We start from the raw sequence: 22417 nt of genomic DNA on the forward strand, positions 1-22417 counted from the left end.
AACTTTAAAAATAAGATTTTTAGTATTCATTATCAATATAGCAATATAATCAATAGTTTTTAAAACTAATTCTTTAGTTTATTAATAATTCACCGTAAATTGCCTACAAATTAAAATTCATATACTATGAAAAAAACATTATTAGGACTATCTCTGGCCTTCTTTATATCTACAGGGTATAGCCAAGCTTTAAAAGAAACACAACAAAAGCTACCAAAAAAAGGAAAAGTAAGTGCTATGAAAATCCCAACCGATCCTTCGGTTAAGATAGGGAAACTATCAAATGGGATGACCTACTACATCAAACAAAACCCAAAACCAGCTAACAAAGTAGAATTAAGATTAGTTGTAAATGCAGGTTCAATTTTAGAAGATGATGATCAATTAGGTTTAGCTCACTTCATGGAACACATGAACTTTAATGGTACCAAAAATTTTAAAAAGAACGAACTAGTAGATTATCTACAATCTATCGGAGTTAAATTTGGTGCCCACTTGAATGCTTATACTGGTTTTGATGAAACTGTATACATCTTACCTATTCCTAGTGATAATAAAGAAAAACTTGAAAAAGGGTTTCAAATTCTTGAAGACTGGGCACATGGTGCTTTGTTAGAAGGAAAAGACATTGATGAAGAGCGTGGTGTTGTTTTAGAAGAATATCGTTCTCGTAGAGGAGCTGATAGCCGCATGTTAGAAAAATACTTACCAAAAGTAATGCATGGTTCTAAATATGCTGAAAGATTACCTATTGGTACTAAAGAAAATTTAGAAAACTTTAAACACGAAAGTATTCGTCGTTTTCATAAAGACTGGTATCGTCCAGATTTAATGGCTGTAGTAGCTGTGGGTGACGTTAGTGTTGATGTGTTAGAAGAAAAAATAAAATCACACTTTAATAAGATTCCTACTGTTAAAAACCCTCGTAAAAGAGAAGTTGCTCCATTAAAAAATCACAAAGAAACGTTTATTGCTATTGAAGCAGATAAGGAAGCGCCTTTTTCTAGTGTGCAATTAATGTATAAAGATTATGGTGAAGCTACACCAGATGTTACCGTTACTGATTACAGAAATTCAATTGTAAAGTCTTTATTTGCTCAGATGATTAACAATCGTTTAGATGAGTTACGTAATAGCGAAAACCCACCTTTTGTCTACGGATTTAGTTATCACGGAGGAACTTGGGCTCGTGGTAAAGAAGCTTACCAATCAAGAGCAGGTGTAAGTGCAGATGGACAATTAAAAGGTTTACAAGCTTTATTGGATGAAAGTGAACGTGTTAAAAGATACGGTTTTCAACAAGGTGAATTAGATCGAGCAAAAATGAACATATCTGCTCGAATGGAAAAAGCATTTAAAGACAAAGATAAAAGAGAATCTAGAAGAATAGTTGGTGAATATGTAAACAACTACTTAGAACAAGAGCCAATTCCTGGTATTAAATGGGAGTACAAAGCTCATCAAACACTATTACCTTCAGTAAAACTAGAAGAAGTAAACAAACTTATTGAAAGTTATTTACATGATGATAATCGTGTAGTTGTTATTACGGGTCCTAAAAAAGTTGTTACTGAACAACAAGTTATTGATGCTTTAAATAATGTTAAAACAAAAAAGTTAAAACCTTATGAAGACAAAGCTGTTGCTGCTTCATTAATAACAAAACAACCAACACCTGGATCTATAGTAAACGTTACTGAAAATAAAAATTTAGGTACAAAAACTATGACCTTAAGTAACGGAGCAAAAATTACCTACAAAAAAACCGATTTTAAAAACGATGAAGTATTATTTGAAGCTTTTAGCTTTGGAGGAACTTCTTTATACTCTGATGAAGAATTAAAAGCTACTTCTTTTGCTAACAGAGGACTTTCTGAAGCTGGAATTAATGGTTTTTCTAAAACAGATTTATCTAAAATGATGTCAGGTAAAATTGTTCGTGTTTCTCCTTATATTTCTGGATTAAGTGAAGGTTTTAGAGGTTCTGCAACTCCTAAAGACTTAGAAGAATTATTCCAAATGGTGCATTTATACTTTACCTCTTTAAATAAAGATGAAAAAGCATTTAACTCTTATGTAAATAAGCAAAAAAGTTTCTTAGGAAACCTTTTAGCTAGTCCTAATTTCTTTTTCCAAAAAGAAATGAGTGAATTTGTTTACGGAAAAGATCCTCGTTATACAGGCTTCCCTTCTCCAGAAAAATATGAAAAAGCTGATTACAACTTAGCATATAAAAAGTATCAAGAGCGTTTTGCCGATGCTGGTGATTTCAACTTCTATTTTGTTGGTAATGTTGACGAAAAAAAACTTGCTGAGTACGCAACTAAATACATTGCGGGTTTACCAGGGAAAAATTCTAATGAAACATATAAGGTTCCAGATTTCAGACCTTTATCTGGTTCTCATTCTAAAACAGTTACTAAAGGTAAAGACCCTAAAAGTAATGTTCGTATTACCTATCAAGGAAAAGCTAAATACAACAAAAAAGATGCTTTAGCTTTTAAAATATTAGGTGAAGTTGTTGGAATTAAATTAACTGAAAAATTACGTGAACAAGAAGGTGGCGTATACTCTTCAAGAACTCGTGGTAATATATCTAAAATGCCTTACGGATGGTATAACTTTACCATTTCATACCCTTGTGCTCCTGAAAATGTTGAAAAACTAAAAAACATTTCTGTTGCTGAAGTTGCTTCTGTTGTTAAAAATGGACCTACTAAAGAAGACTTAATGAAAGCTCAAAAAGGAATGATTGCTGACTACAAAGAAGACCTTAAAAAGAATCGTTTTTGGTTAAACACTATTAAAAATGTAGATTATCAAAACAATGATGTTTCAGATATAGCTTCTTTTGAAGATAGAGTAAACTCTTTAACTATAAAAGATATTCAAAAGGTTGCTAAGAAATATTTAACTAACGGATATATCTTAGGTGTTTTAAACCCTGAAAAATAATTTTAAATAAATTATAACTAGCAAAAGCTCTCAAGAAATTGGGAGCTTTTTATTTTTTCAGAAATCTGAACTCGAGAAAACCTAATCCATAACCATAAAACTGAGTGATGGTTGTTACAATACTTAACAAAGCTACTTGTAGATTTTTATTTTGAAATAGAGAATCTAAAAAGGTACAGGTAAAATAAAATCCATAAAAAGTTAATAATTGCCAGTAACCAAAAAAAGCTGCTATAATGGCAATATCAATCCCTATGATGAATAAACTCGGAAACCAATACGTTAATTTTGCCGTTTCTGGATATTTTTTATTCAATATAGGTCTTGCAGTACCAAAAGCAAATGTTTGTTTAAAAAACTGTTTAATAGTACTTCTACGCTTATGATATACAAAAGCCTTTTCTATTAATTGTGTTTCAAAGCCATTTTCCCAAAGGCGGAAAGTTAAATCGATATCTTCTCCTGCTTTCATTTTTGAAAAACCATTTGTTTTTTCAAAAGCAACTTTTGACAAGCCTAGATTGAAGCTTCTGGGTTGAAATTTACCAACCGATTTCTTTTTTCCACGAATTCCTCCTGTAGTTAATACCGAAGTCATTGAATAATTAATTGCTTTTTGTAAAGCAGTAAAATTAGGATGCGCAGCATCTGGACCTCCAAAAGCATCTGTATAACTTTCTTCTAATGCTTTTTTTACTTCGGAAAGATATTGTGGTGGAACAATAACATCAGAATCCAAAATAATAAAATAACTTCCCGATGCTCTTTTTATTCCATAATTACGACTTGCTCCTGCTCCACTATTCCCCTTGGAAAAATACTTTAGATTAAGCTGAGAAGTGTATTTATTTACAACTTCTTCTGATGAGTTTTCTGAACCATCTTCAATAACAAGTACCTCAAAGTCGTCTTTCAACTCTTGTTTAGTCAAGCTTCCTAACAACTCATCTATTTCTTGAGGTCGATTATAAACAGGTATTATTATTGAAAAACTTATAGTCACTATGCTAAAACTGCTTTGTTAATTTGTTTAGTTATACCATCCCAAAGCTGTATTCTTTTCTGTAAAGATTCTTTAGCATAAAACAAAACATCATCCCATTTTTGTTGATCATTACCGCATAATTCTTCAATCATTTGTAATGATAATGGTCCATGTTCATCACCGTCTAACTCAATGTGTCTATTCAAATAATACGTAAGTTTACTGTATGAACTTCCTTCTTTCTCTTCCGTATTTTTTACAATTTCTAAAAACATATCAGGAATCACATCTTCTCTTCCATAGGTAAAACTAGATGCAATAATATGTGGTTGTCTTGTTTTAATAACTTCAAAAGAAAAATTTACAAAATCTTTCACTTCTTCAATAATTGAACAGTTTTCCAGAGCTTGCTCAACAGATTTACTGTCAAGAATATCTGAAATAAAACTTGAAATTTGAGAAGTACTTCCTCCTGCTTGACGCATCGCATCAATATACATTTCAAAGTGACTTTTAGGCTCTCCTAACTCATTAATATCAGTTTCTTCACCTAACACAATTTCATTAATAAAACGAGCTGTTTTAGTATTTACAGCAGGTAACCAAGGTAAATTCACACAAGTAAGTTCTCGTTGTAATGCTTTTAATAACGACATAAAATCCCACACAGCGAACACATGTGATTCCATAAATAATTTTACATCATTTATATCATTTAACGAATTATATAACTCATGTTCTTTAAGCTGTTGTCTTAAGGATTTTAACTCCTTTTCTATGTGTAAAATATTGCTCATTTGTAACTATCAATAAAAAATGCAAATCTAACGATTTGCATTTAATTATATATTCTTTCGGAACCTTTCCGACTACGCTTAAGGCACAAGTTAATTTACTCTTCAGTAAACCTTTCCATTACCGCATCACTTACTCCCATATTAGAGAAACCTCCATCGTGGAATAAGTTTTGTAACGTTACTTTCTTAGTTAAATCTGAGAATAATGAGATTGTATAATCAGCACATTCTAAAGCTGTAGCATTTCCTAACGGAGACATTTTTTCAGCATACGAAATAAATCCGTCAAATCCTTTTACTCCTTGACCTGCTGTTGTTGGCGTTGGCGATTGAGAAATTGTGTTTACACGTACTTTATGATCTCTTCCAAAGAAATATCCAAAACTACGAGCAATACTTTCTAAATACGCTTTATTATCAGCCATATCGTTATAATCTGGGAATACACGTTGTGCTGCCATATACGTTAATGCAACAATACTACCCCACTCGTTCATGGCTTGTTTATTATATAAAACGTTCATTACTTTATGAAAAGATACTGCTGAAACATCCCATCCTTTCGTTGTAAAATCGTATTTAGAATCTGTATAATGACGACCTTTACGTACATTAACTGACATACCGATAGAGTGTAAAACGAAATCGATTTTTCCTCCTAAAATTTCCATAGATTTTTCAACCAAGTTGTTTAAATCTTCCATAGAAGTCGCGTCAGCTGGAATAATTTCTGATCCTGTCTTCGCAGCTAAATCTTTAATACCACCCATACGCATTGCAATTGGTGCGTTGGTTAATACAAACTCTGCTCCTTCTTCGTGAGCACGTTCAGCAACTTTCCACGCTATAGAATTTTCATCTAATGCTCCAAAAATAATTCCTTTTTTTCCTTTTAGTAAATTATACATATTAAAGTGTTTTATCTTTCTAGTTGTTTATTAATTTTAATTTTTGGAAAAAGCTCATTTTTCCTTTTACTCTGTTTAACGAAGCATACAAACTATCTAATGTCTTATTATTTAAGGTAGCTGTTGTTGCTTTTTTATAATACTCATAAGCTCTCATGTTATCTCCTTTAAACTCATAAGCTTTAGCCATATTAGTGTATATGGTTGATTTATCTACAACAGAATAATTAATTACTTCGTTGCCAAAAGTAATCATTTCATCATAAAGGTTCATATCTATTAACAAATATGAATAGTTACTATAGGCAGCATGGTAATCTGGAGCATATTTTAAAGCTAGTTCAAGGTGTTTTTTTGCTTTAGGATAATTGTTAAATTTCATATTATATAACCATCCTAAATGATTGTGTGCTCTTCCATAATCAGGAAACTCACTCAATAACTCTAAAAACAGTTCTTTTGCTTCAACCATTTTTCCTTGGTTTATTAACTCATCGGCTTCATAAAAAATATTTTCAGCTTTTTCTTCACTCATAGTTTCTTAATTTAATAATTCTTTTGCATGAATTAGAGCACTTTCAGAAACATCTTTTCCACTTAACATTTCTGCTATTTCTCTAATACGCTCGTCTTCTGACAATAACTTTAAATTAGAAGTTGTTACTCCTTTTTCCTCTCCTTTAAACACTTTATAGTGCTGCACTCCTTTTGAAGCTATTTGAGGTAAATGTGTTATAGTTATTACCTGCATATGAGCACTCATATCTTGCATTATTTTTGCAATTTTATTAGATACTTCCCCTGAAACTCCGGTATCAATCTCATCAAAAATAATGGTTGGTAGTTGTATGTTTTCTGATAGTATTTTTTTAATCGATAACATGATGCGAGATAATTCTCCACCTGATGCTACCTTTTTCAATTCTCCAAAATTACCTCCTTTGTTTGCTGAGAATAAAAATTGTAAATTGTCTTTTCCGTTAGATAAATATTCTTCAGAAGCTAGTAATTCAATTGCAAAACGAGCATTTGGCATTCCTAATTCCGACAAAAGATATTCTAACTCTTTTTTCAACTTCGGAATTACTTTATTTCTAGATGTCGTAATCATTTTTGCTACGTCATCTAACTTCTTAGCTACCTCTTTAATTTCTGCCTCTTTTTGAGCCACTATTCCTCCTGCATCTTCAACCTGTGCTACTTTTTCAGATAATGATGTATGAATTTCTTGTAATTCACTTATAGTTGATACTGAATGTTTCTTTTGAAGGTTGTAAATAAGTTGTAACCTATCATTTAGTTCTTCAATTTCATTCGGATTAAATTCAACTTCTTCATTCGCACTTTCTAACTCAGTAACTACATCATCTAACTCAATTTTCACGCTTGTTACTCGATTCGCTAACTCTTCATATTGCTTAGAAAAAGAACTAATTTTTTGCAGTTTACTCTCTAAAGAGTTTAGCAATGTTTGAATTCCTATTTCTTCATTAATCGAAACACCTAAAGCTTCAGATAAGTTCAACTTTATTTCTTCAATATTGTTTAATTTATCTAACTTTTCTTCTAAAACTTCTTGTTCTCCTTCTTTTAAATTAGCCTCTTCAAACTCATTAAACAAATGTAAATTGTACTCGTACTGCTCTTTCGATTTCTCAGTTTCTTCTTGAAGTACTTTCAGCTCTTTTCGTAATTTGTTATACGTACGCAAGCCTCTTTTATACGATGCTATTTTAGCTTGATTTTTTGCTAAGGCATCAATAACAGAGAATTGAAAAGATACATCTGACAACTGCATGGTTTGATGTTGCGAATGAATATCAATTAGCTTTGTTTTTAAAGCATTTAATATCGATAAAGTAACTGGTGTATCATTAACAAAAGCTCTCGACTTGCCCGAAGGCAAAATTTCTCTTCGAATTATGGTTTCTTGTTCATAGTCGAGATCTAACTCTTCAAATAATTCTTGTAAAGCATATCCTTCAACAGAAAATTGAGCCTCAATAACACATTTTTTTTCTGTGTCTTTTAAAGCAGCTAAGTCGGCACGATTACCCATTACAAGCCCTAAAGCTCCTAATAAAATGGATTTCCCTGCTCCAGTTTCACCTGTTATGATAGATAAACCGTTCGTAAAATCAATCGTTAACTGATTGATTAACGCATAATTATGTATAGATAAATGTGTAAGCAAATTCTATTCTTTTGTAAAAAATAAAAGTAAGAATTTTGAATGAATTAAGTCAAACTAAAACAAAGGAAGTCTATTGATTTTTCAACAGCTTATAAACGTTACATTTAAGCCTATAACAAGTCTAATACTACTGTAATTTCTTCCACTTATCTTTATAAGTAGGTGCAATCTTATTTAAAACTGTTATCATTTGTGATTGATTTCTCGATGCACTACCATCAGAAAAAACATTTACTATTTCATCTCCTTTAGCATCTAAGAAAACGCGAATCATATAATTACCAATAGTAATATTGTGTAGTTTGTCTAAATCTAAAACACTTTTTTCAATTGCTTCTTTAGCTGAATTTTTATTATCAGCAAAATTATCGAAACCGTTACGGTGATAATTGTAGTAGATACTTCGTAAGGCACTAAATTTAGAAGACAATAAATTATCTATTAAAGCAAAACGATTTTGTTTTCCTACTTGATTTTGCCAACCAGACTCTCCATTAGATTGCGCCAGCAACATAATGTTTTCCGCTTGTTTTAAATAAGTCTCTCCTCCCTTCAAAGCAAAGGTATCTGTATCAACTCCTAATATTGTATACACATAAAAAGCAATTGTAGAGATTAAATTAGATTCGTAAATAGTTGGATTGTAAATTAACGGATCGAACTCATTATAACGAAAGTTAAAATTTGTATCATTAATATTTAAAACAGGTGTAGCGTAAGTTGAGTTATATACAGGTCGTGTTGACTGCACTTGTAAACTTCCTGAAAAATTATTCCCGTTTTGCTCGTTTATGATAATATTGAATGCGCAGTTAATTCGTTCTTGTTGCTTAAAATTTTTATTTGTCCATTGTTTATCATTAATAAACTCTGTTAATGCTTTTTGTAACGTTTGATAAACTTGCTTGTTACTACTTTGTACTTTATCTGAATTGATAATTACAGTAGCATTCAACTCTTGTGAATAAGAAGAAAAAGTAACAGAAAGAAGAAAAAAAATAAAGAAAAACTTACGCATTTAATTTTTGTATTATTTCGTTAACGATATCTTTTGATACTGCTTTTTTTGATTTTAAATCAAATGATTTTTCATTAAAATCAGCATCAATAATTGTAATTTTATTGGTGTCGGTTGCAAAACCAGCACCTTTATCACGTAACGAATTTAATACAATAAAATCTAAATTTTTGCGTGTAAGCTTACTTTTTGCGTTTTGTATCTCATCGTTCGTTTCTAATGCAAAACCAACTAACAACTGTTTTTTCTTAATTTCTCCTAGAGATTTTAAGATATCTTTAGTTGGTTCTAACTCAATACTTAACGCTGCTTCTTTCTTTTTTATTTTTTGAGTAGCTACATTTTTTGGTCGATAGTCTGAAACTGCCGCCGATAACACAGCTATATCAACCTCAGCAAAGTACTTATGACATGCTTCATACATATCTTGAGCTGATTTCACATCTATTCTATGAATAAAAGAATGATGTACTTGTTGATGAGAAGGACCTGCTACTAAAAACACCTCAGCTCCTAAATTAGCCGCTGTTTTTGCAATTTCAAACCCCATTTTACCTGAAGAATGATTTCCAATAAAACGAACAGGATCTATTGCTTCATAGGTTGGACCTGCAGTAATTAGCATTTTTTTTCCTCGAAGCGGTAGTTTAGATACAATATCTTTCTCTATAAAGTCAACAATGTCTTCTGGTTCAGCCATACGACCTTCTCCAACCAATCCGCTTGCTAATTCACCCGAAGTAGCAGGAATTAATATATTTCCAAAACTTTGTAAACTTTCTAAACTAGTTTTTGTTGATGGATGTTGGTACATATCTAAGTCCATCGCAGGTGCAAAATATACTGGACATTTTGCTGATAAATAGGTTGCCAATAATAAATTATCGCAAGTACCATTTGTCATTTTAGACAAGGTATTTGCTGTAGCTGGGGCTATTAACATTAAATCTGCCCACAAACCTAAATCTACATGATTATTCCACAATTCATTTTCATCTTCTTTATCATAAAAGGTAGAATGAACTGTATTTTTTGATAAGGTGGAAAGTGTAAGAGGTGTTATAAAATCTTTAGACGCAGGAGTCATAACTACTTTGACTTCTGCGCCTGATTTTATAAATAAGCGAACTAAGTTCGCTGTTTTATATGCCGCTATACCGGCGGTAACACCAAGTAAAACTTTTTTACCGCTTAGTACAGACATATTATTTTGTCTCTGGAGTTCTATAATATACCTTCTCATTTAACCACTCTTCTACTGCAATAGCATGTGGTTTAGGTAAACGCTCATAGAATTTAGAAACTTCGATTTGTTCTTTATTTTCAAAAACTTCTTCTAAACTATCGTTATAGGTAGCAAACTCATCTAACTTGTCAACTAATTCCTTCTTTAAATCAGAATTAATTTGTGTAGCTCTCTTTGCTATAATAGAAATAGCTTCATAAATATTATGTGTTGGAGCCTCGATAGCTTCTTTATTATAAGTTACGGTACTTAACGGCGCTTTCGTTTCTTTATAATCCATTTTTTAACTTTTAGCTAATTGTTCTTGTTCTTTGTTTAATGTTGCTAACATTTCGTTTGATTCTTCCATGAATTTTGATTCAGGAAAATTTCTTTTTAATTTTTCGTATGCCTTGATAGCATTTTTTATCCTTTCTGCTTTTCTCCTTTGTCTACTTCTTATAGCTAAATCGTGTGCTGCTTTTAAACGATAATATAAAGCTTCTTCTTTATACTTTGTTCCTAAATAATCTTCTAATAAATTATCAAAAGCTACAATTGCCGCTTTGTAATTTCTAGAGTCATATTCAGCAGTTCTATAATATGTTTTTGCTATCTCAAAAGATTTCTTTTCTAGTTTTGCTCTTAATTCAGCATGATACTTGTTAGCCTCCTCTAATTTATCTGAGTCTGGATAATTATCTATAAACTTCTGAAAAGCCTCTAAAGCTTTGTTTGTATCAGTTGGATCTAAACTAAAACTTGGCGCTGCTTTGTAATAGCTTAACGCTGATAAAAAAGCGGCCTCTTCTCTTTTTGAACTTTTCGGATAATTTCCTGTAAATCTATTAAAGTAATATCCTGCTAACCCGTAGTTTTTCTCATTAAAGTTAGATTGAGAAACCATAAATTGAATACGCTCCATTTGAGGTTTACCTCTGTATGAAGGTGTTATCTTTTCAAACAAACGTAAAGCTTTACTGTACTTTTGAGCTTCGTACATTTTTACAGCCATTTTGTATTGTTCTTCTACAGTTCCTTTATTCAATACTTTTTGATACTCTCCACATGAAGAAAGTACTAAAAGCATTACAGCAATATACGCTAGATTTTTCATTTTTTGCATCTGGCAAAATTAGTGATTAATTATGGATTATTAAAACGATTTTTTATCTCATAAATGAGATTTACAAGAAACTACAAAATCTGTTATAATTTTTCCAAAGAACTCCTAAATGTTTGTTAATCTTATTCCTGTGCTCCTGATGCAGATTGAGCTACTATTTGCTTTACATCATTATCAAATAAATACAATCCTCCTTTATCGTCTCCAATTAAATTAATTTTATCTAAAATGTTACGTGCCAATGCTTCTTCCTCAATTTGCTCAGATACATACCACTGTAAAAAGTTATGTGTTGCATAGTCTTTTTCTTGTAATGTGATATGTACTAAATCATTTATCGATTTAGATACCATTACCTCATGATCAAACAATGTTTGAAACATATCTTTAAAAGACCCAAATTTTGCTGGTGGTTCTTTTAAATCAGAAACATGAGCATGTCCACCTCGTTCGTTTACGAATTTTACTAACTTTAACATGTGCATACGCTCTTCATCTGAATGTGCGTACATAAATTGTGATACACCTTCAAAACCTTGAACTTCTGCCCAACATGCCATAGCTAAATATATTTGAGAAGACTCTGCTTCTACTCTTATTTGATCATTTAATGCTTGTTCTATTACTTTTGATAACATATTTTCTACTTTAAAAATTACTCTTTATACAAAGATGCTAAAAAAAGACTACAATAACGAAATTGTAGCCTTTTGCATTCTTTATTTTTGTTTAGACAGTTTATAGATTATCTATAAAGTCTGATATTTTTGTTTGTAGTTCTTCTGAAGCTGTTACTAGTGGTAAACGTACTTCATCTAAACAAATTCCTAATTTTTGTAACACCGCTTTAATTCCTGCTGGATTGTTTTCTTCAAAAATTAGGCTTACTATATCCATTAATTTATAATGAAGTTCGTAAGCTTCTTTTGCTTTTCCTTCTAACCCTAACTGAATCATTTTTGAAAACTCTTTTGGTAATGCTTGCCCTATTACAGAAATAACTCCTGCTCCACCTGCTAAAGTTACTCCAACAGCCAAATCATCATCACCTGAAATTACTAAAAAGTCTTCAGGCTTATCTTTTAACAACTCATAGTATTGTTGTTGATTGTTTCCTGCTTCTTTAACTGCAACAATGTTTTCAAAATCTCTTGCTAATCGTAAAGTTGTTGCTGGCTCCATATTTTTTGCTGTTCTACCAGGAACATTATACATAATAATTGGCTTAGGGCTCGCTAAAGAAATTGCTTTGTAATGTTGATAGAACCCTTCTTGAGTTGGTTTGCTATAATACGGGGCTACTGATAAAATTCCGTCTATTTCCGATAAGTCTAAAGATTGTAGTTCTTCAACAACAGTTTGTGTGTTGTTTCCTCCAACTCCTAAAACTAAAGGTAAACGCCCTTTATTTTCTTCAGCAATTACTTTTATTATTTCTAATTTTTCTTCTTTAGTAATTGTTGCACTTTCTCCAGTAGTTCCATTTATTACTAAATAGTTTGTACCGTTTTCAATATTGTAATTTACTAACTTTTTAAGTGCTTCAAAGTCTACACTTAAATCTTCATTGAAAGGAGTTACTAAAGCTACTCCAGTTCCTACAAACTTTTGCATTATATTTTATTTAAAATCGTTAGGTATTTTTTTAATTCTTGGTTTAAAACAGCTTCGTTAAAACTAGCATCAGATACTACTATATCGTACAATCTATCGTCAATTTCTGCAAAACCTGCTTTAAAATCTGCTTGTGACAACAAAGTTACCATATTCGTTAATAAGTTTGACGTTTTTGTATAGTTTATAAGTAGGTCGTATTTGTTTTTAACGAAATCTTTTAAATTGTCGGATTTTAAACTCGCTTTGAAACCAAAATCTTTTTCGGTAAAAAACTCTGGAGAGGGTTCCTCCTTTTTTGAGTACTCTTTACAAACTAGTACTCTTATGTCTGTTTTTTGAAAAGGAAAAATGTTTGTTAAGTTGGCTATTACTACATTTACTAAAGCTTCATTATCTAGCAATATTGCTACACTTTTAACTTTGGTTTCTTTATGAGGGATATTCTCTTTTTTTACAACTAGTTTGTCGTATACTTTCTGAATAGATTTCTTCTTTAGGGTACTTATCATCTGTAAAAATTACGAGTAGCTAATTTATATTATTTCTCATCAATTTCTAATAATAAAAATTGATTTAATTGCCTTCCATACAACTGAAAATTATCATCAGCAGCCAAGATTAACGATTTATTTCCGTTTTGCAATATTGGACCAAAAGTAATCGCTTCAATGTTATCTATTATCCCATCGGTTAATTGATTTTTAACAGTACTAAAATCAAATAACAGCTCTTTTTTTAATGGTGTATATTTTTCGTTTTTTAAAGATTGATTTTCTAATGTATTTGTTGAATTTTTATCTATAGTTGCTTTAAAAATTCTAACTACATTTCCATGGCTACCATAACCACTTTGATATGCTCTTTCAATTATAAAAAACTGATTCTTTCGGTATTCTAAAATAGCTGTAGTTCCGTTTAAGTTTATTTTCCCTTTAGCTGGTTTATCAATTTTCTCTAATTGATATGCGAATTGTTTGGTCGCTTTTTTTGATTCGTTATCAAAATAGGTAATTCTGATAGGAGATTGTGTTTCGTGAAATGTAGGCTCTTCTCCATCTGCTTCTAAAGGAGCTTCCATTGCTACCCAGAAACCTTTTCCGTCAAAACTTTTTGAAGAACTTTCAAAAACACCGTTATGCTTTGGTTTCGCTTTGGATGTTGCTTTGAAATAATTAGGTATTTCTACCCCTTGTTTAAAGTTTCCTTTTGTGTCTATTTCAAATATACTTGGGTCTTTTTTATATTGAATAGACCCTTCACTTACTAAATTTATGGTTCCGTTATCTACGAATACAGATTCTAAATCCAATACATGGTTTTTAGTAAACTTACTTATAGTATCAACTATAATAACATCTTCAAAATTTACCGATTGTATTGAATCATTTTTAACAATAATATCTCCTACTAAAATTCTTGGATTTGTAGCATCATCCACTACCATATAGTAGTTGTTATTGTAATAATCAATTCCAGAAATTCCACCGATAACAGTGTTATTGATAACTAAAGAATCTTTTATCAAATACTCGTCTAAAAACTTAAGTGTTGTTTTTTGCTTTTTACAAGCAAGTAAACCAAAAACGGATAGGACTAATACTATTTTTTTCATACTTACAAAAGTATTGTTTTTAGTTTATGTAAGCATCAAGAATTATAACGTCTAAGTAAATAGATTTTTATTATGTATGAAAAAATATATTCTTTTAATTTTAAAACTGATAGCTGCTATTATAATGCTTCAAACATTATTTTTTAAATTTACTGGAGCTCAAGAAAGCATTGATTTGTTTGTTAAAATAGCTGGAGATAATGAGACTTATATGCGAATAGGTACAGGTGTTTTTGAATTAATTGCTTCCGTACTTTTATTTATTCCTAAAAAAACTTGGTTAGGAGCCTTATTAACCATTGGTTTAATGGGTGGAGCAATTATGAGCCACTTAACTATTTTAGGTATTGAACACGATGGCGATGGTGGCATTTTGTTTATTAGTGCTATCGTAACTTTTATCTCTGGAGTTATTCTATTAATTTTTAATAGAAATAATATACCTTTTGTTAGAAATAAACATTAATTTAAATTAAAAAGAGCAGTTCTAAAACTGCCCTTTTTGATTAATTTACTCCTATAAATATTTCTACTTCTGCATTTGTTGGGTCTGATGCTTTTGCTCCATACAACTCATAATCGGAAGTATAAGCTCTTTTTATATCTTCATTCCAAATTTCTAACCATTTGTTATAGACAATATTCTCTGTTAAGCTTCCCTTTGCTGCATATGTTTTATAATTTGGTGCTGCTATTTTTTTACACACAAACCCTTCTGGGATATTACCTATTTCACTTACCTTACAACCGATGATTGTTGTGTATGGCTTAGTATAATCTGATTCATAATCCGTATACACAACATATACTTCATTTGAAAGTTTATTTGGGATTTGTTCAACTATATTCTCCGACATAAATCGTTGCCATAAAGCAGGTATATCTTTTGCTGCTTGTTGATTCTCATTAGTAGTTCTTACTGAAATTCCTATCACGTAAAACGATTCTTTTTGTCCTGTACTCATTTTTTGTTTTTTATTTTCAACAAAAATAAAGTGCCGCTATGTCAACCCTATGTCAGTAGTTTTTAATTTTCTTTAGCTATAATTGCTTTAACAATTAAGTATTGAGAAACGACATACAGGACAATTATAGCAATATCAAACAACCTTTTAGGTGTATAAAAGTTATTCAATGCTATAAGGCTATCAGAAGCAATAAACAAAACAGCTCCTAACAACAACCATGAATTCGCTGTGTTTTTTTGCTGACGATAATTTAGTAATGCTGCTGTTCCAAAAGTTGAAATAGCTATTCCGTACACTAATACAGGTAGCAACATGTCTCCTAAATTATTATAAATTAAGCTTAATAACCCAACAAATAACAATACAAAGGGAACTGCTGATGTTAGTATTTTAACTACTGAATCCTTATACAAAAAGCTTGTCGTTATTTTAATATAAACAACATGTGCTACTAAAAACGAGGCCAAACCAAATACAAAAAAGTTTGTTTTATCAAGCAAGAAAACATCACCCCAAAACGAAAAAAACAAAGCCGATAACAACCAGAAACGATGCTTACTTACCGATACCAAATACACTACCGCTAGTGATGTCATTAATAACGGTTTAAAAATCATTTCTATTGTTTTATTTTGTGTAATTACTGCATACACATCGGTAATAGCAACCAATAAAAAAACGATGGAAGCTAGGGTTATTTTAGTTTGTTTGGTCATTTTTTAGTGTTAGGTGTTAGATAAATTAGTTTTTTAATTTTCACTGTCTACTGTCTACTGTCTACTGTCTAAAAACTAAGCAATCATATCAATAAAATCTTGTTCTGAAATGATGGGAATCCCTAAACTTTCAGCTTTGGTAAGCTTACTCGGTCCCATATTATCACCTGCTACAATATAGGTAGTTTTTTTAGAAATGGAACTCGACACCTTACCACCGTTATCTTCAATTGCTTTTTTAAGTTCAGTTCTACTCATTTGATGAAAAACTCCTGAAACGACAAATACTTTCCCAGCTAACTTATCTGTTTGTCCTTCTAAACTTTCTGCTGAAACTTCTAGTTGAACTCCGTGTGATTTTAATCGGTTTATTAAGTCTATGTTCCCTAAATTGTTCGAAAAATCAATAATACTTTGTGCTATTCTATCACCAATTTCATCAACAGCAATTAAGGTTTCCAAATCGGCATTCATTAAATTATCGATTGACTTAAAATGTTTTGCTAGCTTTTTAGCCACAGTTTCACCTACAAAACGGATTCCTAATGCAAACAATACTTTTTCAAACGGAATTTCTTTTGATTTTTCAATTCCTTCAATCATATTTTGTGCTGATTTTTCAGCCATTCGCTCTAACGGAATAATTTGTTCTACCGTTAAATCATATAAATCTGCGTAGTTCTTTATCAGTCCTTCTTTGCGTAATAAATCAACCGTTTCTCCTCCTAAGCCATCAATATCCATGGCTTTTCTACTGATAAAATGCTTGATTCTACCTGTAATTTGCGGTGCACATCCAAATTCGTTCGGACAATAATGTTTTGCATCTCCTTCAGTTCTGACTAATTCAGTATTACATTCGGGGCAATGGGTTGCATATTGTGTAGTAACAGAGTCTTCTGGTCGCTTTGTTAAATCAACAGCAATAATTTTCGGGATAATTTCTCCTCCTTTTTCTACAAAAACAGTGTCTCCTACTCTTACATCTAGCTTCACTATTTGGTCTGCGTTATGTAATGAAGCTCTTTTTACAATCGTTCCAGCTAATTGTACAGGCTCTAAGTTTGCTACAGGTGTTATTGCTCCTGTTCTACCTACTTGATAGGTAATTTCATTTAATACTGTTGAAACTTGCTCTGCTTTAAATTTATAAGCAATTGCCCAACGAGGTGCTTTTGAAGTATAACCTAGTTCGTCTTGTTGCTGAAACGAATTTACTTTTACCACTACTCCATCCGTTTCATAAGGTAACGTGTGACGTTTAACATCCCACTCGTTTACAAAATCTAACACCTCCTCAATCGACTTAGCTAAAACAATAGTGTCTGGAATTTTAAATCCAACTTTTCTTGCAGCTTCTAAGCTTTCAAAATGCGAAGCATATTTACGTTCTCTTGTCACTAATTGATACAACAAACAATCTAGCGGTCTTTTTGCTACTTCTGCACTATCTTGTAACTTCAAGCTTCCACTAGCGGTATTACGCGGATTTCTATAAGGTTCTTCATCATTCGCAATACGTTCTTCATTCATTTTATTAAATCCGTCTAACGGTAAAATGATTTCTCCTCGCATTTCAAAATCTCTCACAAAATCACTATTTGGCAATAATGGAATGGATTTTATGGTACGAATATTAGTGGTTACATTATCTCCTTGAAAACCGTCTCCACGAGTAACTGCTTGTACAAACTCACCATTCTCATAAGTAAGATTTATTGAAGCTCCATCGTATTTTAATTCACAGGTATATTCAACTTCATCGGTTCCTAAAATTTTCTGGACACGTTTTTCCCAATCTAACAAATCTTCTTTAGAATACGAATTGTCTAACGAATACATTCTATGTTTGTGAGTAACCGTTTCAAAGTTTTTAGTTACTTCTCCTCCTACTCGTTGCGTTGGGGAATTTGAATCAAAATATTCTGGATTTTCGTCTTCTAACTGCTGAAGCTCTTTTAACTTAATATCAAATTCATAATCTGATATGGTTGGTGCATCCAACACATAATAACTATGATTATGTTTGTGTAACTCTTCTCTTAATTGTTGTATCTTCTCCTGAACTGTCATTAAATTATTTTCTAACGGTACCTGTAAAATGATTTATTTTTGAATTGATTGGGTTTCCTGATGCTCTTCTGAATGAAGCTAACTGACCTGCATGCCAAATAGCATCTGCTATTGGACCATTAATTGCATTCCATAATGAAAATTCTTTTTCTCCAAAGATTATTTTGAATTGTGACACATCATCACTACTTCTTAAAATATCACTAGCTCGTTTTAAGTTTTCTAAGGTTATTTTTCTTTTTTCACCAAAGGTCATTTTAACCTGTTTTTTTTCATTAGGTTTACTTAAAGCAGCATTTAAAATTACCTGCGATAAACTTAACACATGATCTATTGTTTCTCCTGTCGTTTTTGCTTCAGTGCTTGGTTTATACTCTAAATCTTTCTCAGTTAAACCTTCTGTCGCCCAATAATAACGAAATCCTAATCCATCTATCATTCTACTAATCACAGAACCCGCAGTAAACTCTTTTTCTTCTTTTGGAATTTCGTAATATGGTAATTTGGATTGTGCGGTTGTTATTGCTGCAAATAATAACAACATTGGTGTAAGTACTACTTTCATTTTTTTTTATTTTGATGCTAATTTAATAAAAAGATACGAGTGGTATACACTAAAGTAGTATACGAGTAAAAAACAAAAAACCGAGGTAATCCCTTACCTCGGTCGTTAAAAAATAAACTATGTGTATAGTTTATTTTTTTAACCACATAGTATAGATGGTTTCTTCATTTTTTGCTGAAACTAATAACATTGTTTCACTAATTTTTTCAATTTTTAAATTTTTATCAAAGCTTTTATCATCAAACTCTAACTCATTTTTATCGGTTATCAATTTCCATGTACCATTCTCTTCTTTATTACTCATCATTACATGATACCTTCCATCAGAGTTTAATTCTAACCAATTACTACCATTCAAAAACTCGAATTTTTCATTTCCAATTTTCATTGAATCTACGAACCACTTACCAGACACTAATGTTCTCAGTTCTTGTGAATGGCTTAGTGAGCTAACACCAAGCACTAGAAATAGTAATATTACTACTTTTTTCATTAAGGGGATATTTAGGGGTTATTCTTTATTCAAATATAATAAAAAAGCTGAAGTAAATCAATACTTCAGCTTTTTATATACTTTTAAAAGTATATTAATAATAGGTATAACGACGTACTTTAGCTATATGCTTTGCTAAACGCATTACTTGATGTGAATAACCATATTCATTATCGTACCATACATAAATTACGATAGTATCTCCGTCAGCTATTGTTGCCTTACTGTCGAAAATAGATGGTGCTGTTGTTCCTACAATATCAGAAGACACTAATTCATTACTTAATGAGTATTGAATTTGCTCTACCAAATCTCCTTCTAAGGCGTACTGCTTCATGATAGCGTTTACTGACTCTACTGTTGCTGGAGTATTTAATTGTAAGTTTAAGATTGCTAACGATCCGTTAGGCACTGGTACACGAATAGCACTTGAGGTTAACTTACCCGCTAATGCTGGTAATGCTTTTGCTACTGCTTTTCCTGCCCCTGTTTCTGTAATTACCATGTTTAACGCAGCAGCTCTACCTCTACGGTATTTCTTATGCATGTTATCAACCAAGTTTTGATCGTTTGTATATGCATGAATTGTTTCTAAGTGTCCTTTTTTTATTCCGAAGTTATCTTCTAACACTTTTAATACTGGTGTAATAGCATTGGTAGTACATGAAGCTGCTGAGAAAATATCGATATTATCAGGGTTATTTTCTTCATGGTTTACACCGTGAACAATGTTAGGTACACCTGCACCTGGAGCTGTTAATAACACTTTACTAGCTCCTTTTGCTTTTAAGTGACGACTTAATGCTTCTTCATCTCTAAAAGCTCCTGTGTTATCAATAATTAACGCATCGTTAATTCCATATTGCATATAATCAATATCTTCTGGTTGTGCAGCAGAAATCATGTAAACAGTTGTACCGTTAATGATTAAAGCATTGTTATCAGCATCTACCTGAACTGTTCCTAAGAAATCTCCATGTACAGAATCTACACTTAACAAAGAAGCTCTTTTTTCTAATACTGTTTGATCTATTTTACCACGAGTTACTACAGCTCTTAATCGTAATTGAGAACCTTTACCCATTTTACTGCTCAACTCACGAGCTAATAAACGACCAATACGTCCAAAACCGTATAATACTACGTCTTTTGGTTGAATATTTTCTGCCTCTGTAGCATCTTTTAATTGCTCTTTTACAAAAGCTATTTTATCTACCGATGCTTCATCTTGTAAATGATATTCGTATGCTAATTTACCAATATCTAATTTTGATGGTGGTAAATCAATTGATTGAATTGATTTAGCTATTTCTAAAGCATCTTCTATTGTTATTGGCTTCGCTACAAATTCTTTAGCATAATCGATTAAATTTAAAACCTCACTAGCTCTTTTATCTACCAATGGATTTCTAAATAATACTAACTCGATAGATTTATCGTACCATAAATCGTTAACGATGTTTATAAACTCAACCGTAGCTCTTCGAACTTGTGCTTGATTTACTACTTCTTTTTCGTAATTTGTTATTGTTGACATAGTTGTGTGTTAACTAAAATTAAAAAATTTTTGCAAAAATAGGTATTTCTTCTTTATTTCTTGTTGGTTTTACAAAAGAAAAAAGCCCTGTTAAAAATCGTTTTAACAGGACTTTTTTATTTTAGTATATAGTTTATTCTTCTAAATATTTTTTTCATTAACCTAATATCTAAATCGCTCTATTTGACCTGATGGACTAATCATCTCTAATAAAAGCCTTTTACCACTACCATACGAACGATCTAACATACCAACAGCTTCTTTTGCATTACTTACTTTTTTCCCATTAATTTTGGTTAAAATATACCCTTTTCCCACTTCAAATTGTTTAAAAGCTATATTTTGAGTTCTTTTAATTTTAGCTCCTCCATCTAATTTAAACTTTTCCCTATCTTCTTTTGTAAGATCTTCAAACTCTGTTTCTAAAACTCTACTTACTGGTAACTTTATAAGCTTGGTTAATTTAACTACTTTAGTCAACTCTTCTCCATCTCTATCAATTGTTAAATTCACATATTCTCCAGGTCTTTTTGCCGTTAACTGTCCTTTTAAATCAGAAAACTTAGAAATCTTTATATCGTTTACTTTTGTTATAATATCTCCTTCTTCCAAGCCAGCTTTTTTAGCCCCTCCTTCTTCTAAAACTTCTCCTATTTTTACTCCTTCAATATTTACTGCTTCAATATCTACATTAATTCCTAAAACAGCTTGTTGTACCATTCCAAACTCTAGTAAATCATCTACTATTTTTTTAGCAATGTTTGAAGGTACAGCAAATGAATACCCTATAAAAGAGCCTGTTCTTGAAGAAATAGCTGTATTGATTCCTATTAATTCACCTCTTGTATTCACTAACGCTCCTCCACTGTTTCCTGGATTTACAGCAGCGTCTGTTTGAATAAATGAATCTATGTTTGTGTTACCATTTAAATCACGCCCTTTTGCACTTACAATACCTGCAGTAACAGTAGATGTTAAATTATAGGGATTTCCTACTGCTAATACCCATTCTCCTACTTTAATATTATCAGAATTTCCAAAAGGTAAATTTGGTAATTCAAAGTCAGCTTCTACTTTTAACAATGCTATATCATTCGCTTTATCAGCCCCTATTAATTCCGCTTTTATTTTTTTCTGATTGTTTAACGTAATCTCAATATCACTTGCTCCTTCAATCACATGATTATTAGTTACAATATATCCATCAGGAGAAATAATTACACCGCTACCTGTACCAACTTGTTGGTATTTCCTTGTACCATTTCCTCCAAAGAAAAAACTATAAGGATCTTGTTGTGTTCTTATAGATGTATTTTTAACATGAACCACCGCATGTACTGTTTTATCAGCTGCTTCTGTAAAATCTGTTGGTGTTGATGTTGAGTTTATTATTGTTGGTGTATAACTTGCCTTTACAGTTTGCATTGTTGGCTCTACCTCTTTCTCTACTATTACTTGCGGTTCTTCTATTAGTGTTTTGTATCCTGCAAGTGCTATTGCGCCTCCTAAAATCGCAATTCCTAAAGTTCCAATAATTTTCTTCATATGCTTACAAAATTTTATACTTCAAATATACAATTTTAACATTTCAAGTAAATGTGTTTAACTTCTATTTAACTGATTTTAAC

At 31.4% G+C, this 22417-nt stretch carries 22 protein-coding genes; 2 read left to right on the forward strand and 20 right to left on the reverse strand.

Annotated features, from left to right (window positions below):
* The first annotated feature begins 126 nt into the window (after positions 1–126).
* Positions 127–2955 carry a M16 family metallopeptidase gene (locus tag AC3VJB_RS06480; RefSeq protein ID WP_437825011.1) on the forward strand — a complete coding sequence of 943 codons (2829 nt, stop codon included), beginning with the start codon at positions 127–129 and terminating at the stop codon, positions 2953–2955.
* 49 nt (positions 2956–3004) lie between these two features.
* Here the strand turns inward: AC3VJB_RS06480 and AC3VJB_RS06485 are convergent, their stop codons facing one another.
* From AC3VJB_RS06485 to AC3VJB_RS06545, 13 genes are all read right to left on the reverse strand, one after another.
* Positions 3005–3952 carry a glycosyltransferase family 2 protein gene (locus AC3VJB_RS06485; RefSeq protein ID WP_047789369.1) on the reverse strand — a complete coding sequence of 316 codons (948 nt, stop codon included), beginning with the start codon at positions 3950–3952 and terminating at the stop codon, positions 3005–3007.
* Between the two features lie 5 nt (positions 3953–3957).
* The gene (locus AC3VJB_RS06490; RefSeq protein ID WP_047789173.1) at positions 3958–4737 is read right to left on the reverse strand and encodes a DUF3050 domain-containing protein; all 780 of its coding nucleotides are present in this window, start codon (positions 4735–4737) and stop codon (positions 3958–3960) included.
* A gap of 95 nt (positions 4738–4832) precedes the next feature.
* Positions 4833–5645 carry an enoyl-ACP reductase FabI gene (locus tag AC3VJB_RS06495; RefSeq protein ID WP_047789174.1) on the reverse strand — a complete coding sequence of 271 codons (813 nt, stop codon included), beginning with the start codon at positions 5643–5645 and terminating at the stop codon, positions 4833–4835.
* 19 nt (positions 5646–5664) lie between these two features.
* Positions 5665–6180, reverse strand: a complete 516-nt coding sequence (locus tag AC3VJB_RS06500) for a tetratricopeptide repeat protein (protein WP_047789175.1) — start codon at positions 6178–6180, stop codon at positions 5665–5667.
* 6 nt (positions 6181–6186) lie between these two features.
* Positions 6187–7839 (reverse strand): DNA repair protein RecN, encoded by a 1653-nt coding sequence (gene recN / locus AC3VJB_RS06505; protein WP_497666922.1) that lies wholly within the window; start codon positions 7837–7839, stop codon positions 6187–6189.
* A gap of 127 nt (positions 7840–7966) precedes the next feature.
* Positions 7967–8857: a type IX secretion system protein PorD gene (gene porD, locus AC3VJB_RS06510; protein ID WP_497666923.1), complete on the reverse strand. Its 891-nt coding sequence runs from the start codon at positions 8855–8857 to the stop codon at positions 7967–7969.
* Positions 8850–10061: a bifunctional phosphopantothenoylcysteine decarboxylase/phosphopantothenate--cysteine ligase CoaBC gene (gene coaBC, locus AC3VJB_RS06515; protein ID WP_497666924.1), complete on the reverse strand. Its 1212-nt coding sequence runs from the start codon at positions 10059–10061 to the stop codon at positions 8850–8852. The genes porD and coaBC overlap by 8 nt, the downstream gene beginning before the upstream one ends.
* Position 10062: 1 nt before the next feature.
* The gene (locus tag AC3VJB_RS06520) at positions 10063–10383 is read right to left on the reverse strand and encodes a DNA-directed RNA polymerase subunit omega (RefSeq protein WP_047789179.1); all 321 of its coding nucleotides are present in this window, start codon (positions 10381–10383) and stop codon (positions 10063–10065) included.
* A 3-nt stretch (positions 10384–10386) separates the two neighbouring features.
* Positions 10387–11199, reverse strand: coding sequence for an outer membrane protein assembly factor BamD (locus tag AC3VJB_RS06525; protein ID WP_231128391.1), 813 nt, complete (start codon positions 11197–11199; stop codon positions 10387–10389).
* A 131-nt stretch (positions 11200–11330) separates the two neighbouring features.
* Positions 11331–11846: a ferritin gene (locus AC3VJB_RS06530; RefSeq protein ID WP_497652377.1), complete on the reverse strand. Its 516-nt coding sequence runs from the start codon at positions 11844–11846 to the stop codon at positions 11331–11333.
* A gap of 100 nt (positions 11847–11946) precedes the next feature.
* A complete protein-coding gene (gene dapA / locus AC3VJB_RS06535) occupies positions 11947–12822 on the reverse strand; it encodes a 4-hydroxy-tetrahydrodipicolinate synthase (RefSeq protein ID WP_047789182.1) in 876 nt (291 codons plus the stop codon).
* Complete coding sequence (locus AC3VJB_RS06540; protein WP_125067947.1) at positions 12822–13334, reverse strand: DUF6913 domain-containing protein; 513 nt, start codon at positions 13332–13334, stop codon at positions 12822–12824. Before AC3VJB_RS06540 ends, dapA begins: the two co-directional genes overlap by 1 nt.
* Before the next feature lie 29 nt (positions 13335–13363).
* Positions 13364–14437: an esterase-like activity of phytase family protein gene (locus tag AC3VJB_RS06545; RefSeq protein WP_497666925.1), complete on the reverse strand. Its 1074-nt coding sequence runs from the start codon at positions 14435–14437 to the stop codon at positions 13364–13366.
* A gap of 76 nt (positions 14438–14513) precedes the next feature.
* Here AC3VJB_RS06545 and AC3VJB_RS06550 point away from each other — a divergent pair, with 76 nt between their 5' ends.
* Entirely contained in the window at positions 14514–14903 is a 390-nt protein-coding gene (locus AC3VJB_RS06550) for a DoxX family membrane protein (RefSeq protein WP_047789184.1), read from the forward strand.
* 40 nt (positions 14904–14943) lie between these two features.
* On the opposite strand, the gene AC3VJB_RS06555 is transcribed toward AC3VJB_RS06550, so the two are convergent.
* The 7 genes from AC3VJB_RS06555 to AC3VJB_RS06585 all read right to left on the reverse strand — a co-directional run bounded on the left by AC3VJB_RS06555 (position 14944) and on the right by AC3VJB_RS06585 (position 22334).
* Positions 14944–15402 carry a GyrI-like domain-containing protein gene (locus AC3VJB_RS06555; protein ID WP_173360844.1) on the reverse strand — a complete coding sequence of 153 codons (459 nt, stop codon included), beginning with the start codon at positions 15400–15402 and terminating at the stop codon, positions 14944–14946.
* 62 nt (positions 15403–15464) lie between these two features.
* Positions 15465–16121: a lysoplasmalogenase gene (locus AC3VJB_RS06560; RefSeq protein ID WP_497666926.1), complete on the reverse strand. Its 657-nt coding sequence runs from the start codon at positions 16119–16121 to the stop codon at positions 15465–15467.
* Positions 16122–16196: 75 nt separating this feature from the next.
* Positions 16197–18194, reverse strand: a complete 1998-nt coding sequence (gene ligA, locus AC3VJB_RS06565; protein ID WP_497666927.1) for an NAD-dependent DNA ligase LigA — start codon at positions 18192–18194, stop codon at positions 16197–16199.
* 4 nt (positions 18195–18198) lie between these two features.
* The gene (locus tag AC3VJB_RS06570; RefSeq protein WP_497666928.1) at positions 18199–18759 is read right to left on the reverse strand and encodes a DinB family protein; all 561 of its coding nucleotides are present in this window, start codon (positions 18757–18759) and stop codon (positions 18199–18201) included.
* Positions 18760–18889: 130 nt separating this feature from the next.
* Positions 18890–19252 (reverse strand): hypothetical protein, encoded by a 363-nt coding sequence (locus AC3VJB_RS06575; protein WP_047789188.1) that lies wholly within the window; start codon positions 19250–19252, stop codon positions 18890–18892.
* Between the two features lie 94 nt (positions 19253–19346).
* Positions 19347–20789 (reverse strand): glyceraldehyde-3-phosphate dehydrogenase, encoded by a 1443-nt coding sequence (locus tag AC3VJB_RS06580; RefSeq protein ID WP_497666929.1) that lies wholly within the window; start codon positions 20787–20789, stop codon positions 19347–19349.
* Between the two features lie 162 nt (positions 20790–20951).
* Positions 20952–22334, reverse strand: a complete 1383-nt coding sequence (locus AC3VJB_RS06585) for a trypsin-like peptidase domain-containing protein (RefSeq protein WP_047789190.1) — start codon at positions 22332–22334, stop codon at positions 20952–20954.
* Positions 22335–22417 lie beyond the last annotated feature (83 nt).

It is taken from the genome of Tenacibaculum sp. TB-53, from assembly GCF_059716285.2.

What these genes read in the sequence shown, in the direction of transcription:
- AC3VJB_RS06480 (WP_437825011.1), top strand. Translation starts at nt 127, where the DNA reads ATGAAAAAAACATTATTAGGACTATCTCTGGCCTTCTTTATATCTACA.
- AC3VJB_RS06490 (WP_047789173.1), bottom strand. Translation starts at nt 4,737, where the DNA reads ATGAGCAATATTTTACACATAGAAAAGGAGTTAAAATCCTTAAGACAA.
- AC3VJB_RS06495 (WP_047789174.1), bottom strand. Translation starts at nt 5,645, where the DNA reads ATGTATAATTTACTAAAAGGAAAAAAAGGAATTATTTTTGGAGCATTA.
- AC3VJB_RS06500 (WP_047789175.1), bottom strand. Translation starts at nt 6,180, where the DNA reads ATGAGTGAAGAAAAAGCTGAAAATATTTTTTATGAAGCCGATGAGTTA.
- porD (WP_497666923.1), bottom strand. Translation starts at nt 8,857, where the DNA reads ATGCGTAAGTTTTTCTTTATTTTTTTTCTTCTTTCTGTTACTTTTTCT.
- coaBC (WP_497666924.1), bottom strand. Translation starts at nt 10,061, where the DNA reads ATGTCTGTACTAAGCGGTAAAAAAGTTTTACTTGGTGTTACCGCCGGT.
- AC3VJB_RS06520 (WP_047789179.1), bottom strand. Translation starts at nt 10,383, where the DNA reads ATGGATTATAAAGAAACGAAAGCGCCGTTAAGTACCGTAACTTATAAT.
- AC3VJB_RS06525 (WP_231128391.1), bottom strand. Translation starts at nt 11,199, where the DNA reads ATGAAAAATCTAGCGTATATTGCTGTAATGCTTTTAGTACTTTCTTCA.
- AC3VJB_RS06530 (WP_497652377.1), bottom strand. Translation starts at nt 11,846, where the DNA reads ATGTTATCAAAAGTAATAGAACAAGCATTAAATGATCAAATAAGAGTA.
- dapA (WP_047789182.1), bottom strand. Translation starts at nt 12,822, where the DNA reads ATGCAAAAGTTTGTAGGAACTGGAGTAGCTTTAGTAACTCCTTTCAAT.
- AC3VJB_RS06540 (WP_125067947.1), bottom strand. Translation starts at nt 13,334, where the DNA reads ATGATAAGTACCCTAAAGAAGAAATCTATTCAGAAAGTATACGACAAA.
- AC3VJB_RS06545 (WP_497666925.1), bottom strand. Translation starts at nt 14,437, where the DNA reads ATGAAAAAAATAGTATTAGTCCTATCCGTTTTTGGTTTACTTGCTTGT.
- AC3VJB_RS06550 (WP_047789184.1), top strand. Translation starts at nt 14,514, where the DNA reads ATGAAAAAATATATTCTTTTAATTTTAAAACTGATAGCTGCTATTATA.
- AC3VJB_RS06555 (WP_173360844.1), bottom strand. Translation starts at nt 15,402, where the DNA reads ATGAGTACAGGACAAAAAGAATCGTTTTACGTGATAGGAATTTCAGTA.
- AC3VJB_RS06560 (WP_497666926.1), bottom strand. Translation starts at nt 16,121, where the DNA reads ATGACCAAACAAACTAAAATAACCCTAGCTTCCATCGTTTTTTTATTG.
- ligA (WP_497666927.1), bottom strand. Translation starts at nt 18,194, where the DNA reads ATGACAGTTCAGGAGAAGATACAACAATTAAGAGAAGAGTTACACAAA.
- AC3VJB_RS06570 (WP_497666928.1), bottom strand. Translation starts at nt 18,759, where the DNA reads ATGAAAGTAGTACTTACACCAATGTTGTTATTATTTGCAGCAATAACA.
- AC3VJB_RS06575 (WP_047789188.1), bottom strand. Translation starts at nt 19,252, where the DNA reads ATGAAAAAAGTAGTAATATTACTATTTCTAGTGCTTGGTGTTAGCTCA.
- AC3VJB_RS06580 (WP_497666929.1), bottom strand. Translation starts at nt 20,789, where the DNA reads ATGTCAACAATAACAAATTACGAAAAAGAAGTAGTAAATCAAGCACAA.
- AC3VJB_RS06585 (WP_047789190.1), bottom strand. Translation starts at nt 22,334, where the DNA reads ATGAAGAAAATTATTGGAACTTTAGGAATTGCGATTTTAGGAGGCGCA.